The organism is Phaeovulum sp. (genome assembly GCF_041596715.1).
Classification (GTDB): domain Bacteria; phylum Pseudomonadota; class Alphaproteobacteria; order Rhodobacterales; family Rhodobacteraceae; genus UBA6213.
Window position 1 is genome coordinate 1 of record NZ_JBFHIA010000007.1, and the last position, 26,548, is coordinate 26,548.

Genomic DNA, 26,548 nt, shown 5'->3' on the forward strand with positions numbered 1-26,548 from the left:
ACCGGCTGGCGCGTCACGTCGCCGGTTTTCTTGGCAAGGCCAATCATCTGCGCGATCAGCACATCATCCCACCACGCGTCAGGCTCGGCCCGGAACCGCTCGATCAACTTGGCGAGTTTGGTCGCCTCGGCCACATGCGCGCCGGTGGTATCGGCAACTACCGTGATACGGTTGAAATCGAAAAGCCGCGCGGGGCTATCAACCTCGTAAACCGAATCTTCCAATTCGCCCGCCACCGCATCGCGCGCGGTGAGCGAGAATAGCTGCGCCTCGTTCTGTTCGATGAAGCGGGTCAGAATGTTGCGCCAGTTTGAAAACTGCGCGTTGAGCAGGGGGGCACCTTTCTGTTCGGTCGAAAGCAGAATGAACTGGCGGTTGCAGCCCTTGGGGTTGAGGTAAAGATCGTCGCCCAACTCCTCACCCACCTCGGGCGAGAAACCCGCAAGGTCGATGTGAAACTCGGCAAGCGCCGTGGTGCGCCCCGATAGCTGCTTGAGCGCGCGGTTATAGCGCTCGATCAGCGGCGGGCTATCAACCAGCACGAGGTTGCCATACATCAGGCCTTTTTCGATCAGGCGTTTCATTTCAATGCCTTTTCATCGGCTTGGGCACGGCCCGGCAGCGCCGGGCAGGAAAGCGTTGGACCATGCTCCCTCACCCTTTCCCCTCCAGATACCGCCGCTTTGCCTCTTCCATCCGCCGCATGTCGCGCACTGCGGCGTCAATCGCCGCCTCGTCGGACTTGTCGGCATAGCGGAACTCGCTGTCGGCGTAGCGGTTGATTTCCTGCACCACCATTTCCACGGTGATGGGCTTGCGCAGATCGGCGATCATCGCGCGCTTGGTGTCGTAATCCTTGAACAGGAACAGCTCTGGGTCTTCCATCCAGAGGTCCGGCAGCTCGAAATCCATCGCGCGCACCTTTACGGCGTCGGTGATGTTCTTGATCGCGCGGCCGGTAAAGCGCGGGTCGGCATCTTGAATGGCCTTGAGGTAGGTTCCGAGCTTGGCGATCGTATCCAGCCGCCCCTGCCGTTTTTCGACCGCCTCCCAGACCGCGCGCAGCCCGGCCTCTTGCGGGTGGCCGTGGCGCTCGAAACTGTCGGCCACGGCGCGCCGAATTTCTTGCGCGGCGTAAAGCATGTGATCGCCCAGCGGGATGGTGTGGTTGCTGCCCAGAAGCAGCGCCAGAATGTCGATGTAATCCTCGCGGCTTTGCGGCCCATCGACCAGAAACCGCGCCCCGGCCCGCTGACGCAGCGCGTCATCGACGTTTTCAGGGTAGTTCGAAAACATCCCAAAGGTGCAGTTGCCGCGCACCACGGTGTTCGCGCCCGCAAACGCCTCCATCAGCACAGCGGTGATTTCCTGCTGGCCGGTAGAGCTTTGCCGATCGCCGCGTTTGCCTGCAACCTGATCGATGTCATCGACCGTGCCAAAGCCAATCACAGCAGGGTCCATCACCGATGAGATGAAAGCCTTGGCGTTTTGGCCAGACTTGCCCTGATAGCTATCGACCGTGTCGATGCTCAGGTTCTGATAGCGGAACGGGTAGCCTGCCACCTTGCAGTAATCATTCAGCAATCCGGCCATCATCTGAATGAGGGTGGTCTTGCCCGTGCCCGGTTTGCCATCGCCCATGAAGGTGAAAATGAAACCGCCCATCTCGGCAAAGGGGTTCATGCGGCGGTCAAAATCATAGGCCATCAGCATTTTGGCCAGCCGCATTGCCTGATATTTCGCAATGTGGTTGCCGATCACCTCGTTGGGTTTCTTGAACGCCATCGACAGCGTGGTGCCGCGCGCCTTGCGTGCAGGCGCAAAACCCGCAATCGGAAAATCATCCGCCGCAACGCGCCAAGCAGAGCCGGTAAACGCCCCAAGCCGCGGCGCGCTTTCGCCGCGCAGGCGCACCTTTTCCATCAGTTGCTCGGCATAGGCCAGCACCACCGCCACGAGGCGCGCCTCGTCATTGGCGAAGGCGGCGATGTCTTGATCCAACTCCCACAGCACGCCGTGCAGCGCGAGCGGCGCGTTGTCGGTCAGGATCTCTTCAACCGCGCCGACCTCGACCGTCACCTCACCCGCTTGGGGCGCCAGTAAAAAGGCCGTTGCATTGGCAAAGACCGAAAGCACCACCAGCGCCTCGGCACTCAGCAATTCGCTGAACTCGGCCGACCGCTGCCCGGGCAGCCGCGCCTCGAAATTGGCCTTTTTCAGCTCGGCAAGCCCGGTTACTTCGGCAAAGCTTTCGCCCATTGCCAAGGCAATCGCCAGCGCCCGCCGCAACCCCTGCACCACGGACGCGCGCACCGGGCCGGGCAGCGCATCGCCCCCCACCGCCAGCACCCTATCTGCCAGCCGCACCCCCTCGGGGCGCGCCACCGAGCGCGTGACCAACCCCGGCGTGGTCGAGCGAAACCGAGGCCGAGCCCCGATTCCCGGCGAGCGTTCCGCGGCGGGTTCCACCGCCAGTGCCTTTGCCAGCCGCGGCGCGTGGTCGAACCCAGCCAGCAGTGCCCCGGCGGCGGCGTAATGCGCGCGGATCGCCTCTTCCTTCAGTTCCATCTCGTCACGCGGCATGCTCATTGGCTGATCCTGCTGCTTCTTTGTTGTTCAAATACCTTGCGGGGGGTCCGAGGGCGCATAGCCCCGTCCCTGCCCCGGTTCTAGCCATACACCAATACACGCCCCTCGCGCCCGACCACGAACTTGCGCATGTCGCGAAAGCCATCTGGGTCTTTCTCGGCCAGCACCTGAAACGGGCGCTGCGGCAGGATCAGCGCGCGTTGCAGCCGGCTGGCGCCAAGGTCTACGCCGCGCCCCGAAAACGGGTCGAGCCGAAATACCTGCCGTTCGGTCTGACTGAACCAGCCCTTTTCCCACTCTACCCGCTCGCTTTCGAGCTCCTCCACCGCCCAGGCGAGCGCCCAGTCGTCGCCTTCGGGCGCGTGTGCCTCTTCTAGCACCTCGCGGATCGGCCCGGTTTGCAGGGTATAAGCGCTTGAATACATGGGGCCGAGATGAATACGGCGCAGCCGCTTGGGGTGCAGATCGTCGAAATCGTCATCGAAACCGCGCGCGATGGTGACAAGCTTCAGCCCGCCCACCGACTGCGCCAGCAGATGCGACTGCGCCCGCGGCCAGCGCCCCTGATCCAACGGCAGCGCGCGGCGGCCGCTATCTTCCAGCTCCAGCAAATAGACCACGGGCACGTTGAGCTGGCTGTCATAAACCGCCCAATGCACCAGATAGCTGCGCCGCCCCTTGGGCAGATCGGCCAACCATTGCGCGGCGGGGTGCATTTGTGGCCAGAACACGCCGCCTTTGGCCAGCGCCTCGTAATAAAGCCGCTGGCTGAGCGCGTATTGCAGCTTGGTCGGTATCTCGCGCGCGCCGACGATCTGGCGGATCATCTCATCCTTCAGCTCTTCGGCCTCGGACATGCCGCGCAAATGCTGCGCGGCTTGCGCGGCGTCGTTGGCCATCGTCGCAAGTTCCTGATAGATCGGAAAACCGCTTTCATGCAGGTCTATCGTCAGATGCTGCGCCAGAAGCCCGTCGATGCGCCCCGAGACAAGGTATTTCAACGAAAGTGCGCGAAATGCGGCCGAAATGGCGCCGACATAGCCCGACAAGACCCCGGTATCGAGCCGGGTCAGCGACCGGTCAGCCTCCATCGCGCCCGCGACCGCAACCAAAAGCCGCGTGATACGGTCGAACTTGGCAAAATAGCGCCGCGCGGCAAGGTCATCATCCAGCCGCTTGTGGTCGCCGGTCAGGTCAATCTTACCCGCCATAGAGGTTCTTGTCGTGTTTCTCGACAATCTCGGCAAAGCGGCGGGCAAAGCGTTCGTCGGCTTTTGCCTTTTGCTCCAGCACCTTGCGGGCGAATACCATGTGGCCTTCGTGGGCTTCGAGCATTTCGGCCATACGGGTGTTGGTGGCCGCACCAATGCCTGCCATCGCGGTTTGCGCCTCTTGGTCGGTTTTTACGCCGATTTCGTTGATACGGTGCGCCACGTCTTGCTGCTGCGCGGTCTTGAGGCTTTTGGTCAACGCATCATAAAGAACGACGCGCTGCTTGGTGTCGGTTTGCAGCTTGTTGATCAGCACCATCTGGGTTGCCGCTTGGTTCTGCAAGGAGTCGACCCAAGTCTTGCCCTTTTCTATATAGCGTTCCAGCGTCTGGCTTTTGGCCAGCTTCACCTGCTCGTCTTGCACCAAGGCGTTGTGGCGCACATTGAGGTCTGCCAGTTCGGTTTCGAGCCTTGTGCGCGCGGCCGCGTCCTGTTCAACCGCGACGCGGTTTTCCAGATCGATGATCTTGGGATCAAGTGCCTCGATCTCGGCACGCACGGATTCAAGCGCGGCCACCGTGGCTTCACGGTCAGAAAGGGTCTCGGTGAGGTTGGTTTCAACCTTTGCCTTCTGCTCGTTCAGCACCCCAAGCTGGCCTTCCAGAAGCCGCACGATCACGTCGGACTTGCCAATCAGGTCTTGCAGCTTGGCGTCGATGCTGGCCGAGCGCAGACGTTCCTGCCGCATCGCCTCGGATTTGCCGCGCGCGAATACGCCGACAAAACTTTCCCAGCCGGTTTTCGTGCGCATCTGGTCGAAGTCACGCGAGAAACCGGCCGTCACATCGTCAAGCCCCATGATCAATTCGGCGATATTAGCGTTCATCGCGTCGGCATGGGTTTGCACATCGGCCAGCGTGGCGTTTTCGATATCGAGCGTTATGTCTTGCCCAGCCTCGGCCTTGATGCGCGCCTCCTCGATCCGCGCGGTAAGCGCGGTCATGCGCGCCTGCGTCTCGGCCACCTGCTTCTGGCTTTCCTCGATCTGCGCTTCGAAACTCGCCATCATCGCCTCCAATGTTAACACTATTCACAAGCTGGTGCGTGCGCGCGCGCATTTCCAGACCCGCCTTGCGAAAAGCTAGCGAAATCCGGCCCGCCGATCCACCGCTTTCGGTTGCAGGGGGCGGGCCGCGGCGCTACGGTTTTCAAATGAAACATTCCTCCCCCATTTACGCCCAAATCGCCGCGCGCCGCGATGACCTTATCGCGCTGACGCAAGACCTGATCCGTATTCCGACGCTGAACCCGCCGGGCCAGCATTATCGCGACATCTGCGACTATCTGGCCGCGCGGTTGGAGCCGCAGGGCTTTGCCATCACCTTCGTGCGTGCCGAAGGCGCGCCGGGCGATTGCGCGGCGTACCCGCGCTGGAACCTGATCGCGCGGCGCGAGGGCACGGGGCCGGGCGACTGCGTGCATTTCAACAGCCACCATGACGTGGTCGAGGTCGGCCACGGCTGGACCCGCGATCCCTTTGGCGGCGAACTCGATGGCGGGCGCATCTATGGGCGTGGGGCCTGCGATATGAAGGGGGGGCTTGCGGCCAGCATCATCGCGGCCGAAGCATTCATGGCCGCCTGCCCCGACTGGCGCGGCGCGATCGAGATTTCGGCCACGGCAGACGAAGAATCCGGCGGTTTCGGCGGCGTGGCCTATCTGGCAGAGAACGGCTGGTTCGCGCCCGAGCGGGTGCAGCACGTCATCATCCCCGAGCCCCTGCACAAGGACCGCATCTGCCTTGGCCATCGCGGCGTGTGGTGGGCCGAGATCGAGACCAAGGGGCGCATCGCGCATGGCTCGATGCCGTTTCTGGGCGACAGCGCCATTCGCCACATGGGCGCGGTGCTGGCCGAAATCGAAACGAAGCTTTACCCGCTGCTGGCGGGCAAGAGCACCGCGATGCCCGTGATCCCCGAAGGGGCCAAGCAATCGACGCTGAACATCAACTCGATACACGGCGGGCAGGCAGAACCACCCGAAGGCTACACCGGGCTGCCTGCGCCCTGCGTTGCCGACCGCTGCCGCATCATCATCGACCGCCGCTTTCTGATCGAGGAAGATCTGGCCGAGGTGAAGCGCGAGGTTACGGCACTGTTGGAACGGGTCAAGGCCGAGCGCCCGACCTTTAGTTACGAAGTGCGCGACATGTTCGAAGTGCAGCCAAGCATGACCGACCGCGAAGCGCCTATCGTGCGCTCTACCGCCGCGGCGATCGAGAAGGTGCTTGGGCGCGAGGCGCAATACGTGGTTTCACCGGGAACCTACGATCAGAAGCATATCGACCGAATCGGGCGACTGAAAAACTGCATCGCCTACGGCCCCGGCGTGCTTGACCTTGCGCACCAGCCCGACGAATGGGTCGGCGTGGACGATATGGCCGACAGCGCGCGGGTTATGGCGCTGGTTCTGGCGGAATTGCTGGCCGGGTGAATGTGGCACCACCCGCTCCGCGGGGGGATATTTGAACTGAAGCATTTTGCAAAACCCTGCAAACTGCTTGATCGCCCGCAGGTTCGCAGCAATCATGGCACCCAACCGACGGCGCGGCAGCGCCGCGGACCCAACAGGAGACGAGACATGAGAAAACCGTTCAAGCCGGCATTCGCCGCGCTGCTGCTGAGCGCCGGAATGGCTTGGGCCGCGCCGGATACGATTACGGTCGGCATGGTGCTTGAGCCGCCGAACCTTGACCCGACAGCGGGTGCTGCGGCGGCGATTGACGAAGTTGTCTATGCCAACATTTTCGAGGGCTTGACCCGGTTCGGGCCAGACGGCGCGGTACTGCCCGCGCTGGCCGAGGCATGGGAAGTTTCGCCAGATGGCAGGATCTGGACCTTCTTTCTGCGTTCGGGCGTGACCTTCCACGATGGAAGCGCCTTTGACGCATATGATGTGGAGTTCACCCTCAACCGCGCCCGCGCGGAAGATAGCACCAATGCGCAAAAGCCGCTGTTTGCCGGCATCGAACTGGTCGAGGTTTTCGAACCGGGTGTTGTGGTGGTTTCGCTGAACGCGCCGGATGGTGCCTTTGCCTGGAAGATGGCTTGGGGCGATGCGGTGATCGTGGCGCCTGAAACGGCGGCAAGCCTTGCCACCAAGCCGGTCGGCACCGGGCCATTCGTGTTTTCGGAATGGGTGCAGGGCGATCATGTGACGCTGAAGGCGAATGATGCCTATTGGGGCGGCAAACCTGCACTGTCGCAGGCCACCTTCCGCTTCATCTCCGATCCTACTGCCGCCTTTGCCGCGATGATGGCGGGCGATCTTGACGCCTTCCCGAACTTCCCGGCACCGGAGACGCTGCCGCAACTGGCCGCCGACCCGCGCTTCAAGGTGATCATCGGTTCGACCGAGGGCGAGACTATTCTCGCTATGAACAACAAGCAGGCGCCCTTGGACAACGTGCTGGTGCGCGAGGCGATTGCACATGCGATCAACCGTCAGGACATCATCGACGGTGCGATGTTCGGCTATGGCACCCCGATTGGCACGCATTTCGCGCCGCACAACCCCGACTATGTCGATCTGAGCGCGCTTTCAGCGTTTGACCCCGAAAGGTCGAAGGCGCTGCTGGCCGAGGCCGGTGTTACGGGGCTGAAGCTGCGTCTTGCGCTGCCGCCGCCGACCTATGCGCGGCGTGGCGGCGAGATCATCGCAGCGCAGTTGCGCGCGGTCGGGATCGAGACCGAAATCACCAATATGGAATGGGCGCAGTGGCTGGAGCAGGTGTTCCGCGGGCGCGATTTTGATCTGACAATCGTCAGCCATACCGAGCCTATGGACATCGATATCTACGCGCGGCCCGACTATTACTTCCAGTATGCGCGGCCCGAGTTTGTGACGCTGATGGATGAGCTGAAAGGCACCAGCGATGTTGCCGCGCGCAGCGAGTTGCTGGTGCAGGCGCAAGACATGATCGCGAAGGATTATGTCAACGGCTACCTGTTCCAATTGGCCAAGACCGGCGTTGCCAATGCCAAGATCGAAGGGCTTTGGGAAAACTCGCCGACGCAGGCGAACGATCTGACCGCGGTGCACTGGGTCGATTGATCTACCCAAAAACGCGACAAACCAACGCCGCCCCCTGACCGGGGCGGCGTTGCCATTTCAGGATCAGCTTGAGGGGACCGCCGCAGCCGCTGCTGCGGCCTCTGCCGCGGCCGCGGCCTCGGCTGCCGCGACCATTGCCGCATCGGCTTGGATGGCGGCAATGTCGGTGGCGGCAACCAGATAGCCGGTCGAAAGTTCGACCACCGGGCCTTCCATTGCGAGGCTTTCTTCGTGGGTGCGCACCTTTACCTGCATCCCCATCTGGGATTCGTCGAACAGGTCGATGATATCTTGGTTGAACAGGCGGATGCAGCCTGCCGAAGTGGCCTTGCCGATCGACGAAGGGTCCATGGTTCCGTGGATGCGATACATCGTATCGACCCCGCCACGATAGAGGTAGAGCGCGCGCGCGCCCAGAGGGTTATCAAGCCCGCCCGGCAAGCCTGCGGCAAGCGGGCCGTAAAGCTCGGGCTCTTGCCGGATCATGTTTTGCGTGGGCATCCAGCCGGGATATTCCTCGCGCCGGCGGATGACTGCATCGCCGCGGAAGCCATAGCCTTCGCGGCCCACGGCGATGCCGAAGCGCATGGCAAGGCCCGGTTCTACCACATGGTAGAGAAAGCGCGCGAACGGATCGACAACCAGCGTGCCGGGTTCTTCCGGGCCGGTGTATTCGACCCACTGGCGACGGTTGCGCGCGTTGAGATATGCGGCGTCCACGGCGGGAATGACGTATTCGCCATCGACGCGCTCTGTATATTCCAGCGGCACGAAGGATGACGTTGCCATTTGCGGCTCGGAACAGGCGGAGAGCGCCAAGCTGACGCAAAGCGCAAGTGCTGCGCGTTTCGGAAATCTGGTGGGTTTTAGCACGTCTGCTCCTGATTTTTCCGCGATCTCGCGCGAATCCCGACAGTTGCCGGGTGCTCGACCTATCTGCACCCTCCCTTGGGTGCCGCGTCAAGCCCTTGCGCGCAATCGATGCCGCGTGTGTGACCAGATACCCTATAGAGAGTGATGGGGCACCACCTTCTTTGCCCGCAAGCTCTGGACCCCGGCGGACGCAGCGACTAGCCTGCCCCGGCACATAGGGGGCTGAATGGCGCGATACCTTCTCAAGCGTTTACTTTCGCTCGTCGTAAGCTTGCTTGCGGCTAGTCTGGTGATCTTCGCAGTGATCGAGGTCATCCCCGGCGATCCGGCAGCATTTATGCTTGGCATGAACGCGGCCCCCGATACGGTGGAGGCGCTGCGCGATGCGCTGGGGCTGAATGTGTCATTGCCGATGCGCTATCTCGGCTGGCTTGGCGGTATGCTGACGGGCGATTTTGGCATTTCCTACACCTATAAGGTGCCGGTGGCAGACCTTGTGGCAGACAGGTTGCTGATTTCACTGCCTCTGGCGGGGCTGGCGCTGCTGCTTTCTACGGCGGTCGCCATGCCGATCGGGTTGCTTGCCGCCGCGCGGCGCGGGCGGCCTGCCGACTATATGGTGATGGGGGGCACCCAGCTGGGGATTGCGGTGCCCAATTTCTGGTTCGCGATGCTTTTGGTGCTGGCCTTCGCGCTGCATTGGCGGGTGTTTCCCGCAGGCGGCTTTCCCGGGTGGGGCGACCCTTTGGCGGCCTTGCGCGCGCTGACGCTGCCCGCCGTGGCGCTAGCACTGCCGCAGGCGGCAATTCTGGCGCGGGTGCTGCGCTCGGCGCTGATCGAGACGCTGGGACAAGACTATATCCGCACGGCGCGCGCCAAGGGCCTGAGCGGCGCGCAGGCGTTGACCCGGCACGCCTTGCGCAATGCGATGATCCCGGTGCTGACAATACTGGGGATGCAATTTTCCTTCTTGCTGGCAGGTGCGATCATCATTGAAAACGTGTTCTACATTCCCGGCCTTGGTCGGCTGATTTTTCAGGCAATCACCCAGCGCGATCTGATCGTGGTCGAATCTGTGGTGATGATTCTGGTCTTTGCAGTGATCCTTGTGACCTTTCTGACCGATATCGCCTATGCCGCGGTCGATCCGCGCCTGCGGGTGCGCGGATGAAGCCCGGCCTTGCCATTGGCGGGGTGCTTGCGGGCGTGGCGCTGATTGCGGCGCTGGTTTCGCTGGTCTGGACCCCTTACGACGTGACCGTTCTGACGATTGCGGAAAAGTTGCAGCCACCTTCGGCCGCGCATTGGCTGGGCACCGACCATTTTGGCCGCGATATCGCCGCGATGCTGATGGTGGGGGCGCGCACCTCGCTGGCGGTGGCGCTGGTGGCGGTGGGCATCGGCATGGGGCTGGGCGTGCCGCTGGGCTTGCTGGCGGCGGCGCGGCCCGGCTGGGCGGATGAGTTGACCATGCGCGGCAACGACCTGATCTTTGCCTTCCCTTCGCTGGTGATCGCCATTCTCATCACCGCCGTTTTCGGGCCCTCTGCGATCAACGCCATCATCGCCATCGGCATTTTCAACATTCCGGTCTTTGCCCGTGTCACCCGTGGCGGCGCGATGAGCCTTTGGACGCTCGATTACATCCGCGCGGCGCAGGTGGCGGGCAAGGGGCGCGCGCGCATTTCGGCCGAACACATCCTGCCCAATATCGCCAACCTGTTGATCGTGCAGGGCACAATCCAGTTCTCGCTGGGGATTCTGGCCGAAGCGGGGCTAAGCTATGTGGGCCTTGGCGCGCAGCCGCCGTTGCCAAGCTGGGGGCGGATGCTGGCCGATGCGCAGACCATGGTGACGCTGGCACCGCATGTGGCGATCGTTCCGGGCCTTGCAATCGTGGCCACCGTGCTGGGGCTGAACCTGTTGGGCGATGGCTTGCGCGATGCGCTTGATCCAAGGTTGAGGCGCGCAAGATGAGCCTGCTTTCTATCACCGACCTTTCGGTTTCGATCAACGGCACGGCGCTGTTGAACGATGTCTCATTCACCCTCGCCCCCGGCGAGATATTCGGGCTGGTCGGCGAAAGCGGCTCTGGCAAGTCGCTGACGGCGCTGGCGCTGATGGGGCTTTTGCCGCAAGGCGCGCTGACCACGGGCCACGCCGAACTGGAAGGCGTGGACCTGCTGAACCAGTCGGAAAAATCCATGTGCGCGCTGCGCGGTAACCGCATCGGGATGATCTTCCAAGAGCCGATGACCGCGCTTAACCCGCTGATGACCATTGGCGATCAGGTGGCCGAAACGCTGATGGTGCACCGCGCAATGCCGCGTGCCGAGGCGCTGGCGGTGGCGCGCGAAAAGCTTGACCGGGTCGGCCTGCCAGAGCCGCGCTTTCCGCTGCATATTTACCCGCACGAGCTTTCTGGCGGGCAGCGGCAAAGGGTGGCTATCGCACTGGCCATCGCGCTGAAACCTGCGCTCTTGATCGCGGACGAACCCACAACGGCGCTGGATGTCACGACGCAGGCGCAGATCCTTGAATTGCTGCGCGACCTTGTCGATGACGAAGGCATGGGGCTGATGCTTATCACCCACGATCTGGCAGTGGTGGCCGGCTTGGCAACCCATACCGCCGTCATGCAATCTGGCCGGATTGTCGAGCAGGGGTTGACCGAGCCTTTGTTTCGCGCCCGCGCGCACCCCTATACGGCCGCGCTTTTTGCAGCCTCGGCGCATCAGCCAAAGCGCGTCGATATCGGCAAGCCAGAGCCGCTTTTGGTGGTGGAACACGCCTTGCGCGCCTACACGCTGGCGCGGCCTTCGGCCTTTGCACCGCGCCCGATGCTCTATGCGGTAAATGACGTTTCCTTTACGTTGCACGAAGGCGAAAGCCTTGGTCTTGTGGGGTCTTCCGGTTGCGGTAAATCAACCCTGACGCGGGCGATACTGGGGCTCGATCGCTTGCAGGGCGGCGAGATACGGCTTTTCGGCAAGCCGGTCGGCCCGAACATGCCCAATGCGATGCGCGCCGATGTGCAAGTGGTGTTTCAAGACCCCTACGGTAGTTTCAACCCGCGCTGGCGCGTTGATCGTCTGGTGGCCGAGCCATTCCATCTGCTGCCCGCCCCCCCTGCCGACTGGCGCGAGCGCGTGGCTGAAGCGCTGGTCGAGGTGGGCCTGCACCCCGACGACCGGCGCAAATACATTCACGAGTTTTCCGGCGGCCAGCGCCAGCGCATCGCCATTGCCCGCGCGCTGATCACCCGGCCAGACCTGATCGTGCTGGACGAGGCGGTAAGCGCGCTGGATGTGCGCATCCGCGCGCAAGTGCTCGACCTTTTGGCAAACCTACGGGTAAGCCACGGGTTGGCCTATCTGTTCATCAGCCACGATCTGAGCGTGGTGCGCGCCATCACCGACCGCGTGCTGGTAATGGAAGCGGGGCGGATCGTCGAAGAAGGCCCGACCGAGGCGCTGTTTACCGCCCCCCGCCACGAAGTCACCCGCCGCCTTGTCGCGGCAACGCCGCAGATACCGCCCGATTGGATGGAGAAGATTGCATGACCGTGACCGCGCTCTGGTTTGACTCGACCGAAATGCTGATCGGCGGGCGATGGTTGAAACCCAGCGCCACGCTGCCGGTCGAAAACCCCTCGACCGGCGAAGTGGTGGCCGAGATTGCGCGCGGCGGCGAGGCCGAGATTTGCGCCGCAGTAGAGGCCGCCGAGGCCGCGATGGCGGGCGACTGGGGCCGCATGAGCGCGACCGAGCGGGGACGCGTATTGGCGCTGATCGGGCAGGCGGTTGAGGCGCGCGCCGATGATCTGGCAGAGATCGAGGCGCAAGATGTGGGCAAGCCGCTGAAACAAGCGCGGGCCGATGCGCTGGCGCTGGCGCGCTACATGGAGTTTTACGCGGGCGCTGCCGACAAGGTGATGGGCGAAACGATCCCCTATCTGCCGGGCTATACGGTTTATACGCTGCGCGAACCGCATGGGGTAACGGGGCATATCGTGCCATGGAACTACCCGATGCAGATTATCGGGCGCTCGGTCGGCGCGGCCTTGGCGATGGGCAATGCCGCCGTGCTGAAACCCGCCGAAGAAGCCAGCCTGACCGCGCTTGCCTTCGCCCGTATCGCCGTAGAGGCGGGGCTGCCTGCTGGCGCGCTGAACGTGGTGCCGGGGCTTGGCGAAGAGGCGGGCGCGGCGCTGAGCGGCCATGCCCGCGTGCGCCACCTTTCGTTTACCGGGTCGGTAGGCGTGGGCGCGTTGGTGCAGGCGGCCGCTGCGCGCAATATCGTGCCAGTGACGCTGGAACTTGGCGGCAAGTCGCCGCAACTGGTCTTTGCCGATGCCGATCTGGCCAAGGCGCTGCCGTTTCTGGTGAACGCAGGCATTCAGAACGCGGGGCAAACCTGCTCGGCCGCGTCGCGGATACTGGTCGAACGGTCGCGCTATGACGAGGTGGTCGAGGCGATGGCGGCACGCTACCGCGCGCTGCGGGTTGGCCCGGCACTGGGCGACCATGACCTTGGGCCGCTGATTTCGGCGCGGCAAAAGGCCATTGTCGAAGGCTATTTCGCGGTTGGCTCCGATCTTACGGTGGCCGCCGAGGGGCAAATCGTCGCCGACGCGCCCGCAGGCGGGCACTATATCGCGCCGCGCCTTCTGGCCGATGTGCGCCCCGGCCACCGGCTGGCGCAGGAAGAGATTTTCGGGCCCGCGCAGGTCGTCATTCCGTTTGACGACGAGGCCGAAGCGCTGGCGATTGCCAATGGCACCGACTACGGCCTTGTGGCGAGCGTCTGGAGCGAGAACGGCGCGCGGCAAATGCGGCTGGCGCGGGGTCTGCGCGCGGGGCAGGTTTTCCTTAACAACTACGGGGCCGGTGGCGGGGTTGAACTGCCGTTTGGCGGGGTCGGAAAATCGGGCCACGGCCGCGAAAAGGGGTTCGAAGCGCTCTACGGGTTTTCGGTGCTGAAAACGGTGGCGGCAAGCCACGGGTAGGGCATTGCGAAGAAGTCTTTCTCAGCGGCACCCGCAAAGGTGCCGCTGAGACGTTTAAGGCAAGGCCCAAACCGCCGGAAAAATTACACAGACCGCGTGATGCCGCCGTCAACGCGCAGGTTCTGCCCGGTGATATAGGTCGCATCCGCCGAGGCAAGAAAGCTGATGACACCGGCGATTTCGGCCATGGTGCCATACCGCCCCATCGGAATCTGCGCACGACGCTCGGCCTTTTCGGGCAGGCTGTCGATATAGCCGGGCAACACATTGTTCATACGGATATTTTCGGCTGCATAAAGATCTGCGAACAGTTTGGTAAAGGCGGCAAGCCCGGCGCGGAACACGCCCGAGGTGGGGAACGTCGGGTCCGGCTCGAACGCCGCGAAGGTCGAGATGTTGATGATCGCGCCGCCGCCTTGCGCCTGCATGATCGGTGTCACCAGACGCGCCGGGCGCACGGCGGACAGGAAGTAAACCTCCATCCCCTTGTGCCAATCTTCATCCGAGATTTCGAGCACCGGCGCGCGCGGCCCGTGGCCTGCGCTGTTCACCAACACGTCGATGCGGCCCCATTTCGCCATCGCGGCATCAACGAGGCGCGCAACATCTGCCTGCACGAGGTTCGAGCCGGTAACGCCAATGCCGCCCAGCGCCTCGGCCAGCGCCTCGCCCTTGCCCGAAGAGGAAAGGATGGCAACCTTGAAGCCATCAGCCGCCAGCCTGCGCGCCGCAGCAGCGCCCATACCGCTGCCGCCCGCGGTGATCAGTGCAACCTTGTCCATTGTTCTCTCCTAGGTTCAAAAAAGTCGGGGGACCATGTCAGACCCGGCGACTGGCCGCAACTACTCGCTTGCGCTCGCCGCGCCAGTCGGCAGGTTGGGGCAACAAGATAGATCGGAGGCATCATGCGACTTCAAGGCAAGACGGCAATCGTTACAGGCGCGGGTTCGGGCTTTGGCGCAGGCATCGCGCGGCGCTTCGCGGCAGAAGGCGCGCGGGTAATGCTTGCCGACATCAATCCCGCCGCAGCCGAAGCGGCGGCAAGCGAATGTGGCGGCCGTGCGCAGGTGGTGGATGTCAGCCGCGATGCCAGCGTTGCGGCAATGGCAGCGGCGGCAATGGCCGCCTGGGGGCAAATCGACATTCTGGTAAATAACGCAGGCATCACGCATCTGCCGCAACCAATGGAAGAGGTGAGCGAGGCCGAGTTCGACCGCATCCTCGCCGTCAACGCCAAGTCCGTCTATCTGACCGCGCGCCATATCGTGCCGCTGATGAAGGCGGCAGGGCGGGGGGCAATTCTGAACGTGGCCTCTACCGCCGGGGTCAGCCCACGGCCTCGGTTAAGCTGGTACAACGCCTCGAAGGGCTGGATGATAACCGCGACTAAGGCGATGGCCGTGGAACTGGCGCCCTTTGGTGTGCGCGTGAACGCGATCAACCCCGTTGCGGGCGAGACGCCGCTGCTCAAGAGTTTCATGGGCGAAGACACGCCCGAGATACGCGCAAAGTTTCTGGCAACGATTCCGCTGGGGCGGTTTTCGACGCCCGAAGACATGGCAAATGCCGCGCTCTATCTGTGTTCGGACGAGGCGAGCATGGTTACGGGCGTTGCGATGGAAGTTGACGGCGGGCGCTGCATCTGACGCGACGTGGGGCTTTGCGCCCCGCCCCTGAAACGATTGACCAAGACAAGGTAGGCCAAATGAAACCGGGCAAGCGCAACCTGATCACCGATGTTGAAGGGCTTTGGGTCGGCAATGCCGAAGACAGCGCCGTGCGAACCGGTGCCACGGTGCTTTTGGGGGCGCGGCCCTTTGTGGCGGCGGTACATGTGATGGGCGGCGCGCCGGGCACGCGCGAGACTGATCTGCTCGCCCCTGACAAGCTGGTGCAAGAGGTCGATGCGCTGGTGCTGGCCGGAGGGTCGGCCTTTGGGCTCGATGCGGCCTCGGGCGTTGCAGACGGTTTGCGCGCGGCAGGGCGCGGGTTCGAGGTGGGCGACGTGCGGGTGCCGATCGTGCCCGGTGCGATTCTGTTCGATCTGCTGAACGGCGGCGACAAGGGCTGGCAGGAAAACCCCTACAAGCGTTTGGGGCGCGAGGCGCTGGCGGCGGCGGCGGCCGAGTTTGATCTCGGCTCGGCTGGGGCCGGGTATGGTGCCATGACCGGCACATGGAAGGGGGGCCTCGGGTCCGCCTCCTTGGTGCTGGAGTGTGGCATCACGGTGGGCGCGCTGGTGGCGGTAAATGCGCTTGGCGCGGTGACAGTGGACGACGGGCCAGAGTTCTGGGCGGCACCGTGGGAGATGGGCGGCGAATTCGGCGGGCTGGGGCTGCCTGCGCGCTTTGACGCCGGGCACGAACCAAGCCCCATGAAGCGGATGGGCGAGGCCACGACGATTGCCATTGTGGCAACCGACGCCGCGCTTACACAAGCGCAGGCGCAGCGCTTCGCCACCGCCGCGCACGATGGCATGGCACGCGCAATCGTGCCAAGCCATACCCCGTTTGATGGCGATCTGGTTTTTGCCGCAGCTACTGGCGCAAAGCCTTTGACCGATGCGATGGTGCAGCCGTTCGTGCTGGGACATGCAGCGGCCAGCTGCCTTGCCCGCGCGATTGCGCGCGCAGTCTATGAGGCCCGCCCGATGCCGGGCGATCTGCAACCCGCATGGGCAAGCCGCTTTAGCCGATAAGCGCGCTGAGCAGCGGCGATTTGGCGGCAAGCCCTTCGATCACGTCGAAATGGTGACGGTCGGGTTCAACCGTCAGCGGCGCGCCCCACGCGGTGGCCAATGCCCCGGCTTGCGCCAGAAAAGCCGGCCGCTCTGCGCCACCCACCCAAACGCGAACGTCCATGCCCGCGCGGCGCGGCAGGTAGACCGGGCTTTCGGCAGCAACCTCGGCAGCGTCGAGCCGCAGGTCGGCCTGCATTTCGGTCAGCATCAATGGCGAAAGATCGGCCACGGGCGAGATCGGCAGCACCCGCACCACGCGCGCGGCCAATGCCTCGGGCAGAAGATCGGCGCAGGCCATGCGGGCCGCAAGGTGGCCGCCTGCGGAATGGCCCGCAATGTGGATGGGGCCCGCCACGCGGGATGCCAGCACGCCCAACGCCTGCGCCAATTCGGCCGTTATCGCGCCAATCCGCGCGGCGGGGGCCAGCGTGTAGGCGGGCAGCGCAACCGCATAGCCCGCCGCCAAGGCACCTGCGGCGAGATGTGAGAAATCGTCGGGAGCAAGGCGCAGCCAGTAGCCGCCATGAACGAACACGACGAGGCCATGCGGTGCCCCCTTGGGGTGAAAGAGATCGGCCCAGTTGCGCGCTGCCGGACCATAGGTCAGCCGCTCTGGCGGATGGCTTTCGCGAAACGCGGCGGCGGCGGCAGCCCAGCGCGGCGCATAGCCATCGCCCCCCGGAATGAATGCCGAGTTGGTGTAGGCCCGGTCCATGCTCATGCCGATTTCCTTTCGTTTGCGGTCGTCGGTTTGCTGGACAAGCGCGCGCCCGCGTGCTTTTGCTCAGGCGTAACCACGCGCCTACTGGAGGAAACCATGCTCGACACCGCCACCGACCTCAAGAGCCTCTTGCAAGATCCGAGCCTTCTGGCCACCCGCGCCTTTGTTGCGGGCGAATGGATCGAGGCCGATGACGGCACGACCTTTCCTGTCACCAACCCGGCGCGCGGCGATGTGATCTGCGAAGTGCCGAACCTCGGGCGCGCTGAAACCGCCCGCGCCATCGCGGCCGCGCATGAGGCAATGAAGGAATGGGCGGCGCGCACCGGCAAGGAACGCGCCGTGGTGATGCGCAAATGGTTCGAACTGATGATGGCCAATCAGAACGACCTCGGGCTGATCCTGACCGCCGAAATGGGCAAGCCTTTGGCCGAGGCTAAGGGCGAGGTCGCCTATGGCGCAAGCTTCATCGAATGGTTCGGCGAAGAGGCCAAGCGCGTTTACGGCGAAACCATCCCCGGCCATATGCGCGACAAGCGCATCACGGTTATCAAGCAGCCGATCGGGGTGGTCGGATCAATCACACCGTGGAACTTTCCCAACGCGATGATCACCCGCAAATGCGGCCCGGCACTGGCGGTGGGATGCGGATTTGTCGCGCGCCCGGCCGCAGAAACCCCGCTGTCGGCGCTGGCGCTGGCGGTCTTGGGTGAACGCGCGGGTCTGCCCAAGGGTATTCTGTCGGTGATCACCTCGACACGGTCATCCGACATCGGCAAAGAGTTCTGCGAGAACCACCTGGTGCGCAAGCTGACCTTTACCGGCTCTACCGAGGTTGGGCGCATCCTGCTGCGGCAGGCTGCCGATCAGGTGATGAAATGCTCGATGGAACTTGGCGGCAACGCCCCCTTCATCGTCTTTGATGACGCCGATCTCGATGCGGCGGTCGCCGGGGCGATGGCCTCGAAGTTTCGCAACAACGGCCAGACCTGCGTCTGCGCCAACCGCATCTATGTGCAGGCCGGTGTCTACGACGCCTTCGCAGCGAAACTGCGCGCGGCAGTAGAAAAAACCCGCGTCGGCGACGGCCTGCGCGATACGGTCGATTTCGGGCCGCTGGTCAATTTGGCAGCGGTAGAGAAGGTCGAACAGCACATCGCCGATGCGCAATCCAAAGGCGCGCAAGTCCAGCTAGGCGGCCACCGCCATACGCTTGGCGGCAATTTCTTCGAGCCGACGATTCTGACCGGGGTCACCGACGACATGATGGTGACCAACGAAGAAACCTTTGGCCCCCTGGCCCCCCTGTTCAAGTTCGAAACCGAAGAAGAAGTCGTCGCCAAGGCCAATGCCACGATCTTTGGCCTCGCCAGCTATTTCTATGCCCGCGATATCGGCCGCATCACGCGCGTCCAAGAGGCGCTGGAATATGGCATCGTCGGGGTCAATACCGGGATCATCTCGACCGAGGTGGCACCCTTCGGCGGCGTCAAGCAATCTGGGCTGGGGCGCGAAGGCAGCCACCACGGAATGGAAGACTACCTTGAGATGAAGTATATCTGCCTCAGCATCTGAGGGGGTAGCCTATGCCCATGCCTTGGGCTTATCGGCACGCAACAAAGGACTTCGCGGCTTTTCTGGAAGACGCGAAGTCCAAGCTGGGACTGGATTCGGACAATATGGCCTACACGGCGGTGGATGGTGTGTTTTGCACCTTCCGCCGCCGCCTGAGCTATAGCGAGGGCATAGCCTTTGCATAGGTGCTGCCCGCCGTGCTGCGCGCGATCTTCGTGCAGGACTGGCATCCTGAAGTGCCGCCGCCGCCCTTTACCGCGCGCGAGACGATGGCGCGCGAAGCGATGGCGCTGCGACCCAACCACAACCTCACACCGCCACATGCGATAGAGGCGGTGGCGTGGGCCTTGCGTCGCGCGGTCGATCAGTCGGCGCTAGACCGGGTGTTGGCTGAGCTGCCGCAAGGCGCGGCCGCCTTCTGGCACCTCGATACAGCCGATCCTGCGGAACTTGCGCGGCGGATCGTATGAAAAAGGCCCGGGGTGCACCCCCGGGCCTTTGCAATTGCGAGCGTCGTCTTAGCGGCGCTTGCCGCCTTTTTGGCCTTCAGTATCGTCTTCGTCATCTTCGTCGGCCCCCTCGGGCAGATTGAAGAAGGCGTCGGCGTTCGAGAAATCGCGCGGTGCGGAATATTCCTCGTCAACCACGCGGGTGACTGCCTCGATACCGGCAATGCGCGCGCTGGTGCCCATGGCAAGCGAGGTTTCGGTGGAAACCAGCTTGCGCCGCTCGTCATCGGTCATCAGACCACCTTCGGCTGCCTTTTTCTTGGCGGCCTTTTGCACCTCGGCGTCAAGCTCGGTCTGCTTGCACAGGCCAAGCGCCACTGGGTCGATCGGGGTGATATTGGCGATGTTCCAGTGCGAGCGGTCACGAATGGAGGCGATGGTAGGCTTGGTGGTGCCCACCAGCCGCGCGATTTGCGCATCCGCCAGTTCGGGGTGAAACTTCACCAGCCAGTAAATTGCCGCCGGGCGATCCTGCCGCTTTGACAGCGGGGTATAACGCGGGCCGCGACGCTTTTCTTCGCCAACGGCGGCCGCGTTGAACTTGAGCCGCAGCGAATAGGCCGGGTCGGCCTCGGCCTTGGTGATTTCGCCCTGATCAAGCTGGCTGGATGCGACCGGGTCGAATCCTTTCACACCGATGGCTACATCGCCATCGGCAATACCCTGCACTTCCAACTCATGCAATCCGCAGAAGTCGGCGATCTGCTTGAACGTCAGCGTGGTGTTTTCCACCAGCCATACGGCGGTTGCCTTGCTCATCAGGGGGCGTGTCATCGGATCTCTCCTTTACAAATCTCTCCCGTGCCGGGAAAACGGCTGCGGCCTTGGCCGCCATTCCATTCTTCGGGGGGAATTGACGCCCATATACCCCCGATCCATCCGCGAGAAAAGCGAAAATGCGTTTGCCGCTTGCCCTGCTGATCGCCCTGACCGCCAGCCCTGTGCTGGCGGAAGGCGAGCGCGCGGGTGATTTCGACTATTACGTGATGTCGTTGAGCTGGTCGCCAAACTGGTGCGCGATGACAGGTGATGCGCGCGCCGATCCGCAATGCGACACGCGCCATGACTTCAGCTTTACGCTGCACGGGCTTTGGCCACAGTATGAAAGCGGCTGGCCGAGTTGGTGCCACACAAGCGAGCGCGACCCGACGCGCAGCGAAACCGCGGCTATGGCCGATATCATGGGCGGCTCGGGGCTGGCATGGTACGAGTGGCAAAAGCACGGTCGCTGCACCGGTCTTTCTGCGCAGCAATTTTTCGCGGCATCGCGGCAAGCCTATGAAAGTATTGTCATACCGAAGGTATTCCAAAATCTCGACCGCGACGTGCGGCTGCCCGCCTCGGTAGTGGAGGACGCGTTTCTAGAGGTGAATGGCGCGTTGCAGCAAGACATGATTACCATCACCTGCAAACAGGGCATGATTCAAGAGGTGCGGATCTGCCTGACCAAAGAGCTTGCCCTGCGCCCCTGCGCCGCCGACACGCTGCGCGATTGCCAACTGCCAAACGCCTATATGGGTGCTGTGCGTTGATCTTCAGGCAACTTTAAGCACGATCTTGCCAATATGCGCCCCGCTTTCCATGCGGGCATGGGCAAGTGCGGCATCGGACAACGCAAATTCGGAATCATGCACCACCTGCACCGCGCCCGCCTCGATCAGCGGCCAAAGCCGCGCGCGCAAGTCTCGCGCGATTTCGGCCTTGGCAGCATCGCTTTGCGGGCGCAGCGTCGAGCCTGTCAGGGTCAGCCGCCGCACCATCACCTGTGCGAGGTTTAGCTCTACCTTCGGCCCTTGTAGAAAAGCGATGTTCACCAGCCGCCCATCATCGGCCAACGCCTTGATATTACGCTCAACATAGCTACCGCCAACCATATCGAGAATAAGGTTGGCGCCGCCTTCGCTGCGCAGCATTTTCACAAAATCCGCGTCGCGATGGTTGATCGCCACAGCGCCCAGCGCCTCGCAGACCGCGCATTTCTCTGGCGTTCCGGCTGTGGCGAACACCCGCGCACCCAACGCGCGCGCCACCTGAATAGCCATCGTGCCGATGCCAGAACTGCCACCATGCACCAAGAACCGCTCGCCCGCGCGCAAGGCCCCGCGCATTACCACGTTGGACCAGACGGTGAAGGCGGTTTCCGGCAAACAGGCCGCATCGCGTAGCGAAACGCCCAAGGGAACCGGCAAGGCATGTTGCGCCAAGCAGACGGCGTATTCGGCATAGCCACCACCCGGCAGCAGCGCACAAACAGCGTCGCCCTCAGCCCATTCCGTCACGCCCGCCCCAACCGCGGCAACATGGCCCGCACCTTCCAGCCCCGGCAAAAGCGAGGCACCCGGCGGCGGCGCATAGGCCCCCGCGCGCTGCAAGGCATCCGGGCGGTTCACCCCTGCATAGGCAAGCTTGATGACAATCTCGCCCTGCCCCGGCACCGGCACCGGCCGCTGGCAAAGCCGAAGAACCTCTGGCCCGCCCGGCGAGGCGATTTCGACCGCGCGCATCATGGCCGCACCGCGCCCGGCGCGCGAATGCCTGAAAGCAGGTCTTTCACCCCCGGAAGGTCCACGATACGGCCCTTGAACCGCTCGAACGTCATCACATCTTCAACCCGCCGCGCGATAAACTCTTCGGTGTCGCGCTGCCTCTCCGAGGTGTCGCCCATCCAGAACAACGCGCAAGCGGAATAGACCGCCGAAAGCGACATCCGCTTGGAATACCAGTTGAAATCGTCGCTGCTATCACCCAAAGCGCGCCAGATCGCATCCGCCGTGGCCCAAATCAGCGCCGCGCCTGTCGCTGCATTCTGCGGCAGCGCAAAAACGGCAGCCCCGCGGCGCACCAGCTCCGGGTCAGCGACCTCCAGCCGCAAGCGCAGTGCCATCGCAACACGGTCACGGATGCGCATCGCGCTCAGATCTATCTCTGCCAGCCGCGCAAGCATCGCGGCATCGCCAGCGCGATGATAGGCCACGGCCAGATCGACCGCACCGCGCGGGCAAACCAGACGCGCCAAGGCGAGCTCGATTCCGCTCGCCTCTACCGCCGCCTTGAAAGCCGGCTCTGACCATCCGTCGAACGGCACGTTCGGCAAGATCGCTGCCAGCAAATCGGCCCGCGCCGCCGCTACATCGAGGTTTGAGTTCTTCATGCCGCCTACTCCGTTCCGATGGTAGACAAACCATATGCCCGCTGCTATAGGACCGCTTCCTGCAAATGCATGCAACTCAAACCTAGGAAGGTGGTGACAACCACATGCAGGTCAGCGTTCGCGACAACAACGTCGAACAGGCGCTTCGTGCCCTGAAGAAGAAACTTCAGCGCGAAGGGGTTTTTCGTGAAATGAAGCTCAAGCAGCATTTCGAAAAGCCCTCGGTCAAGCGTGCCCGTGAGCAAGCCGAAGCGATTCGGCGCTCGCGCAAACTGGCGCGCAAAAAGGCCCAGCGTGAAGGCGCGCTCTAAGCGTCTGGAATAGCTGGCGGGGCAACCCGCGTCGATCAGCCCCCGCGCACCACGCGGGGGTTTTTCTTTGCGCGCGATGGGTACGACCGACCATCTTTGCACCTGCTTTAGTCAAAATATCCCCGCCGGAGGCCAGCTTCAGATCGGCAGCGCGGTGGTCTTGAAAACTGTGCGCAACGCGAATGAACTTTGCATCTGCGCCACGCCCGGAAGCCGCGCAAGATAGGCGCGGTGGATGCGCGCGAAATCTTCTGTATCCTCCGCGACAACTTTCAGAAGATAGTCGGCGCTGCCTGCCATCAGATGACACTCTAGCACATCGGGGATCTTGCGCACCTCGCGTTCGAACGCATCCAGCACCTCGTCAGCTTGCCCTGACAGGGTGATTTCCACGAACACCGTGGTTGGTCGGCCAAGGCGGCGTGCATCAAGCAGCGCCACGTAATCGCGGATATACCCCTCGGACTCCAACCGCTGGACGCGGCGGTGGCAGGCCGACGCTGAAAGATTCGCCCTCTCCGACAGTTCGGCATTGGTCATGCGCCCCTGCTGCTGCAGCGCGGCGAGAATACGGCGGTCTGTCGCGTCAATCGTCATTTCTGCGCACGTTCCTTCGATTTTTTACATCATTTTTCGAAGATATATGCCTATTTTCGTCCCAACACCACCGGTCTTTGCAAAGCAATTGCAGCGCGTTTGCGGCACACTGCGCGCGAGCGACACATTAAGGATTCTGCTATGAAGATCGGCTGCCCTAAAGAAATCAAACCGCAAGAGTTTCGCGTCGGCATTACGCCCAACGCCGCGCAAGAGGCGGTGCTGCACGGGCACGAGGTGCTGATCGAGACCAGCGCCGGCATGGGCGCTGGCTTTACCGACGCCGATTACGTGGCCGCTGGTGCCAAGATCGTCGAAAGCGCCGAGGCGGTGTTTGCCGCCGCCGAATTGATCGTAAAGGTCAAAGAGCCGCAGCCGGTCGAAAGGGCGCGCCTGCGTCAAGGCCAGGTACTGTTCACCTACCTGCACCTCGCACCCGATCCGGAACAGACTGCCGATCTGCTGAAATCGGGCGCCACCTGCATTGCGTATGAAACCGTGACAGACCGCATGGGCGGGCTACCGCTGCTTGCGCCGATGTCCGAAGTTGCCGGCCGGTTGGCCCCGCAAGTGGGCGCGTGGACGCTGCAAAAGGCCAACGGCGGGCGTGGCGTGCTGTTGGGCGGCGTGCCCGGCGTGGGCCCCGCGAAGGTGCTGGTGATCGGTGGTGGCGTGGTTGGGACGCATGCGGCACGTGTGGCAAGCGGCATGGGTGCCGATGTGACCGTGCTCGATCGTTCCTTGCCGCGGCTTCGCTACCTAGATGACGTCTTTGGGCGCGAGTTCAAAACCTCTTACGCAAGTGCAGGCAACATTGCCGAACTGATCACCCTTGCAGACATGGTGATTGGTGCGGTTCTGGTGCCCGGCGCCGCTGCGCCCAAGCTGATCAGCCGTGCGCAACTCAAGACCATGAAGCCCGGGGCGGCGCTGGTGGACGTGGCAATCGACCAAGGCGGTTGCTTTGAAACCAGCCACGCGACCACGCACCAAGATCCGATCTACGAAGTTGATGGCGTGCTGCACTACTGTGTTGCCAACATGCCGGGCGCTGTGGCCCGCACCTCGACGATCGCATTGGGCAACGCCACGCTGCCGTTCATGCTGGCGCTGGCCGACAAGGGCTGGAAAAAAGCCTGCGCCGACGATGCGCACTTGCTGGCGGGGCTGAACGTCCACGCAGGCAAGCTGACCTACGCCGCGGTGGGCGAGGCGTTGGGCCTGCCCAGCATCACGCCGCAAGCCGCGCTGGCGATGTAATGCAAAAGGCCCGGTCGAAAGACCGGGCCTTTTCAATTGTCTCGGTGCGTCACTTCTTCAGCGCGTCGCGGATTTCCATCAGCACATCAAGCTCGCTGGGGCCTTTGGGCGCTGCTGCGACGGCCGCCTCTTTCTTGATCGCCGAATCCTTGACCCGGTTGACCATCTTCACCAGCAAGAAAACCACGAATGCAATGATCAGAAAGTTGATCACTGCGGTGATGAACGAGCCATAGGCAAAGACCGGCGCACCCGCTTCGCGCGCCACGGCAAGGCTGGTATAATCCCCCTCGCCAAGGTTCACGAACAGGTTGGAAAAGTCCATTCCGCCGGTGACCAGCCCGATGATCGGGTTGATGAGGTCGGCCACAAGCGAGGTGACAATTGCCGTAAAGGCCGCACCAATAATGATGCCAACGGCCATGTCCATGACATTGCCCTTGGCAATGAAGTCCTTGAATTCTTTTATCATGTTACGGTTTCCTCGTTTCCGTCTGGCCCCTTATGGTGCCTGTGCTAACGCTACCATACGATTGTGCAATTTGCAGCCTTCCGAAATGTGGACGGGCTACTTAGCTTAGCCCTGTCCCAAAGGAGCATCATATGAGCGATCTTTCCGCATTTCCCATTACCCGCCGCTGGCCGCCGCGCACGCCGGATGCTGTGCAGCTGTACTCATTCCCGACCCCCAACGGGGTCAAGGTTTCCATCGCGCTCGAAGAACTTGGCCTGCCCTATGACGCGCATCTGGTCAGCTTTGCTGCCAACGACCAGACAAGCCCCGAGTTCCTTTCGCTGAACCCCAACAACAAGATCCCCGCAATCATCGACCCCGATGGTCCGGGCGGCAAACCGCTTGCGCTGTTCGAAAGCGGCGCGATTCTGATTTATCTGGCCGAAAAGGCTGGCGCACTTTTGCCCGCAGCGCATCGTTATGAAGTGCTGCAATGGCTGATGTTCCAGATGGGTGGAATTGGGCCGATGTTCGGCCAGTTGGGCTATTTCCACAGCTTTGCCGGCAAGGAAATCGAAGACCCGCGCCCGAAAGAACGCTATCGCGCCGAAAGCGAGCGCCTTCTGAAAGTACTCGATGCGGCACTGGAAGGGCGCGAGTGGATCGCGGGCGAGTATTCGATTGCCGATATCGCCATCGCGCCTTGGTTGCGCTCGCTGCGCGATGGTTACAAGGCGACAGACCTTGTTGGCTGGTCGGCGCTAAAGAACGTGCCCGCATATCTTGACCGCTTTCTTGCGCGCTCGGCCGTGCAGCGCGGGCTTTTGCAGCCGCCGCGCCCCTGATGAACTACCGCGTTAATGCTGCGCTTCGCTGCGCAGCATTTCTGCGGCTTTTTCCGCGATCATGATGGTCGGCGCGTTGGTATTGCCCCCCGGAAGGCGCGGCATCACCGATGCGTCGATCACCCGTAACCCCGCAATGCCGCGCACCCGCAGCGCCGAATCCACCACCGCCATCTCGTCATTGCCCATGCGGCAGGTGCCGACAGGGTGGTAGATCGTGTCCGAGCGCGCGCGGATGTCTGCCTCTAGCGCAGCATCGCTGCCATCATGAGGATAAAGCTGCGCGCCACGCCACGGGGCTAGCGGCGAGGCATCGAGGATTTGTTCCAGCTTGCGCGCCGCGCGCAGCATCAAGGCCATATCGCGCGGGTCGGACAGAAAACCGGGGTCGATCCGCGGCGCGCTGGCGGGATTGGATGAGGTCAGGCCAACCGTCCCCCGGCTGTAGGGGCGCAGCACGCAGATATGGGCCGAATAGCCATCGGCCAGATGCAGGTGCCGCATGTGGTTATCAACAATGCCGATCACGAAATGAATCTGTAGATCAGGGCGCGCCAGCCCCGGTTCCGAGCAAAAGAACGCCCCCGCCTC

General features: G+C 63.0%; 28 protein-coding genes. 15 read left to right on the forward strand and 13 right to left on the reverse strand.

The annotated features are described in order from the left end of the window. The 4 genes from ABY403_RS01080 to ABY403_RS01095 all read right to left on the reverse strand — a co-directional run. Window positions 1-584 (reverse strand): DUF6638 family protein (locus ABY403_RS01080; protein WP_372837725.1); only part of this gene is annotated, 584 nt, incomplete at its 3' end. Between the two features lie 70 nt (window positions 585-654). Beyond that, window positions 655-2,589 (reverse strand): ATP-binding protein, encoded by a 1,935-nt coding sequence (locus ABY403_RS01085; protein ID WP_372837727.1) that lies wholly within the window; start codon window positions 2,587-2,589, stop codon window positions 655-657. A gap of 80 nt (window positions 2,590-2,669) precedes the next feature. Then, window positions 2,670-3,800: a hypothetical protein gene (locus ABY403_RS01090; protein ID WP_372837729.1), complete on the reverse strand. Its 1,131-nt coding sequence runs from the start codon at window positions 3,798-3,800 to the stop codon at window positions 2,670-2,672. Beyond that, complete coding sequence (locus tag ABY403_RS01095) at window positions 3,790-4,866, reverse strand: hypothetical protein (RefSeq protein WP_372837731.1); 1,077 nt, start codon at window positions 4,864-4,866, stop codon at window positions 3,790-3,792. The genes ABY403_RS01090 and ABY403_RS01095 overlap by 11 nt, the downstream gene beginning before the upstream one ends. A gap of 146 nt (window positions 4,867-5,012) precedes the next feature. On the opposite strand from ABY403_RS01095, the gene ABY403_RS01100 reads away from it, so the two are divergent. Together ABY403_RS01100 and ABY403_RS01105 are read left to right on the forward strand one after the other, a co-directional pair. Next, complete coding sequence (locus ABY403_RS01100; protein ID WP_372837733.1) at window positions 5,013-6,293, forward strand: acetylornithine deacetylase/succinyl-diaminopimelate desuccinylase family protein; 1,281 nt, start codon at window positions 5,013-5,015, stop codon at window positions 6,291-6,293. Window positions 6,294-6,440: 147 nt separating this feature from the next. Then, a complete protein-coding gene (locus ABY403_RS01105; protein ID WP_372837735.1) occupies window positions 6,441-7,913 on the forward strand; it encodes an ABC transporter substrate-binding protein in 1,473 nt (490 codons plus the stop codon). Between the two features lie 63 nt (window positions 7,914-7,976). On the opposite strand, the gene ABY403_RS01110 is transcribed toward ABY403_RS01105, so the two are convergent. Next, the gene (locus ABY403_RS01110; RefSeq protein ID WP_372837737.1) at window positions 7,977-8,786 is read right to left on the reverse strand and encodes a L,D-transpeptidase; all 810 of its coding nucleotides are present in this window, start codon (window positions 8,784-8,786) and stop codon (window positions 7,977-7,979) included. A gap of 226 nt (window positions 8,787-9,012) precedes the next feature. Between ABY403_RS01110 and ABY403_RS01115 the strand changes: the two genes are divergently transcribed. From ABY403_RS01115 to ABY403_RS01130, 4 genes are read left to right on the forward strand one after another with little or no spacing between them, the layout of a single operon-like run. Further along, on the forward strand, window positions 9,013-9,957 hold the full coding sequence (locus tag ABY403_RS01115) for an ABC transporter permease (RefSeq protein ID WP_372837739.1): 945 nt from the start codon (window positions 9,013-9,015) through the stop codon (window positions 9,955-9,957). Continuing rightward, complete coding sequence (locus ABY403_RS01120) at window positions 9,954-10,763, forward strand: ABC transporter permease (protein WP_372837741.1); 810 nt, start codon at window positions 9,954-9,956, stop codon at window positions 10,761-10,763. The genes ABY403_RS01115 and ABY403_RS01120 overlap by 4 nt, the downstream gene beginning before the upstream one ends. Continuing rightward, window positions 10,760-12,349 carry an ABC transporter ATP-binding protein gene (locus tag ABY403_RS01125; RefSeq protein WP_372837743.1) on the forward strand — a complete coding sequence of 530 codons (1,590 nt, stop codon included), beginning with the start codon at window positions 10,760-10,762 and terminating at the stop codon, window positions 12,347-12,349. Before ABY403_RS01120 ends, ABY403_RS01125 begins: the two co-directional genes overlap by 4 nt. Further along, on the forward strand, window positions 12,346-13,794 hold the full coding sequence (locus tag ABY403_RS01130) for an aldehyde dehydrogenase family protein (RefSeq protein ID WP_372837745.1): 1,449 nt from the start codon (window positions 12,346-12,348) through the stop codon (window positions 13,792-13,794). The genes ABY403_RS01125 and ABY403_RS01130 overlap by 4 nt, the downstream gene beginning before the upstream one ends. 83 nt (window positions 13,795-13,877) lie before the next feature. On the opposite strand, the gene ABY403_RS01135 is transcribed toward ABY403_RS01130, so the two are convergent. Then, window positions 13,878-14,576, reverse strand: coding sequence for an SDR family oxidoreductase (locus ABY403_RS01135; protein ID WP_372837747.1), 699 nt, complete (start codon window positions 14,574-14,576; stop codon window positions 13,878-13,880). Window positions 14,577-14,699: 123 nt separating this feature from the next. Here ABY403_RS01135 and ABY403_RS01140 point away from each other — a divergent pair, with 123 nt between their 5' ends. Together ABY403_RS01140 and ABY403_RS01145 are read left to right on the forward strand one after the other, a co-directional pair. Beyond that, window positions 14,700-15,440, forward strand: a complete 741-nt coding sequence (locus tag ABY403_RS01140; protein WP_372837749.1) for an SDR family oxidoreductase — start codon at window positions 14,700-14,702, stop codon at window positions 15,438-15,440. A gap of 59 nt (window positions 15,441-15,499) precedes the next feature. Beyond that, entirely contained in the window at window positions 15,500-16,492 is a 993-nt protein-coding gene (locus tag ABY403_RS01145) for a P1 family peptidase (protein ID WP_372837751.1), read from the forward strand. Here ABY403_RS01145 and ABY403_RS01150 read toward each other — a convergent pair. After that, entirely contained in the window at window positions 16,482-17,255 is a 774-nt protein-coding gene (locus tag ABY403_RS01150) for an alpha/beta hydrolase (protein ID WP_372837753.1), read from the reverse strand. The genes ABY403_RS01145 and ABY403_RS01150 overlap by 11 nt on opposite strands. A 96-nt stretch (window positions 17,256-17,351) precedes the next feature. Between ABY403_RS01150 and ABY403_RS01155 the strand changes: the two genes are divergently transcribed. Genes ABY403_RS01155 through ABY403_RS01165 form a run of 3 tightly spaced genes read left to right on the forward strand, consistent with a single transcriptional unit; the run spans window position 17,352 to window position 19,300 of the window. Continuing rightward, entirely contained in the window at window positions 17,352-18,830 is a 1,479-nt protein-coding gene (locus ABY403_RS01155) for an NAD-dependent succinate-semialdehyde dehydrogenase (RefSeq protein WP_372837755.1), read from the forward strand. An 11-nt stretch (window positions 18,831-18,841) separates the two neighbouring features. Continuing rightward, window positions 18,842-19,015 (forward strand): DUF2267 domain-containing protein, encoded by a 174-nt coding sequence (locus tag ABY403_RS01160; RefSeq protein ID WP_372837757.1) that lies wholly within the window; start codon window positions 18,842-18,844, stop codon window positions 19,013-19,015. Window positions 19,016-19,027: 12 nt separating this feature from the next. Continuing rightward, window positions 19,028-19,300, forward strand: a complete 273-nt coding sequence (locus ABY403_RS01165; protein WP_372837759.1) for a DUF2267 domain-containing protein — start codon at window positions 19,028-19,030, stop codon at window positions 19,298-19,300. A 48-nt stretch (window positions 19,301-19,348) separates the two neighbouring features. Here the strand turns inward: ABY403_RS01165 and ABY403_RS01170 are convergent, their stop codons facing one another. Beyond that, window positions 19,349-20,113, reverse strand: coding sequence for a DUF1013 domain-containing protein (locus ABY403_RS01170; RefSeq protein WP_372837761.1), 765 nt, complete (start codon window positions 20,111-20,113; stop codon window positions 19,349-19,351). Between the two features lie 122 nt (window positions 20,114-20,235). On the opposite strand from ABY403_RS01170, the gene ABY403_RS01175 reads away from it, so the two are divergent. After that, window positions 20,236-20,871 (forward strand): ribonuclease T, encoded by a 636-nt coding sequence (locus ABY403_RS01175; protein WP_372837763.1) that lies wholly within the window; start codon window positions 20,236-20,238, stop codon window positions 20,869-20,871. A gap of 3 nt (window positions 20,872-20,874) precedes the next feature. Here the strand turns inward: ABY403_RS01175 and ABY403_RS01180 are convergent, their stop codons facing one another. Both ABY403_RS01180 and ABY403_RS01185 read right to left on the reverse strand, forming a co-directional pair. Continuing rightward, on the reverse strand, window positions 20,875-21,846 hold the full coding sequence (locus tag ABY403_RS01180) for an NAD(P)H-quinone oxidoreductase (protein ID WP_372837765.1): 972 nt from the start codon (window positions 21,844-21,846) through the stop codon (window positions 20,875-20,877). Further along, window positions 21,843-22,490, reverse strand: coding sequence for a COQ9 family protein (locus ABY403_RS01185; protein ID WP_372837767.1), 648 nt, complete (start codon window positions 22,488-22,490; stop codon window positions 21,843-21,845). Before ABY403_RS01185 ends, ABY403_RS01180 begins: the two co-directional genes overlap by 4 nt. A gap of 104 nt (window positions 22,491-22,594) precedes the next feature. Here ABY403_RS01185 and rpsU point away from each other — a divergent pair, with 104 nt between their 5' ends. Then, window positions 22,595-22,801, forward strand: a complete 207-nt coding sequence (gene rpsU, locus ABY403_RS01190) for a 30S ribosomal protein S21 (protein ID WP_372837769.1) — start codon at window positions 22,595-22,597, stop codon at window positions 22,799-22,801. A 138-nt stretch (window positions 22,802-22,939) separates the two neighbouring features. Here rpsU and ABY403_RS01195 read toward each other — a convergent pair whose 3' ends face one another. Further along, complete coding sequence (locus tag ABY403_RS01195) at window positions 22,940-23,398, reverse strand: Lrp/AsnC family transcriptional regulator (RefSeq protein ID WP_372837771.1); 459 nt, start codon at window positions 23,396-23,398, stop codon at window positions 22,940-22,942. A 141-nt stretch (window positions 23,399-23,539) separates the two neighbouring features. On the opposite strand from ABY403_RS01195, the gene ald reads away from it, so the two are divergent. Next, window positions 23,540-24,658 carry an alanine dehydrogenase gene (gene ald, locus ABY403_RS01200; RefSeq protein ID WP_372837773.1) on the forward strand — a complete coding sequence of 373 codons (1,119 nt, stop codon included), beginning with the start codon at window positions 23,540-23,542 and terminating at the stop codon, window positions 24,656-24,658. Between the two features lie 49 nt (window positions 24,659-24,707). On the opposite strand, the gene mscL is transcribed toward ald, so the two are convergent. Then, on the reverse strand, window positions 24,708-25,130 hold the full coding sequence (mscL, locus tag ABY403_RS01205; RefSeq protein ID WP_372837775.1) for a large conductance mechanosensitive channel protein MscL: 423 nt from the start codon (window positions 25,128-25,130) through the stop codon (window positions 24,708-24,710). A 131-nt stretch (window positions 25,131-25,261) separates the two neighbouring features. Here mscL and ABY403_RS01210 point away from each other — a divergent pair, with 131 nt between their 5' ends. Further along, entirely contained in the window at window positions 25,262-25,957 is a 696-nt protein-coding gene (locus ABY403_RS01210; RefSeq protein WP_372837777.1) for a glutathione S-transferase N-terminal domain-containing protein, read from the forward strand. Between the two features lie 12 nt (window positions 25,958-25,969). Here the strand turns inward: ABY403_RS01210 and ABY403_RS01215 are convergent. After that, a partial coding sequence (locus ABY403_RS01215) for a GMC family oxidoreductase (RefSeq protein ID WP_372837779.1) occupies window positions 25,970-26,548 on the reverse strand: 579 nt, incomplete at its 5' end.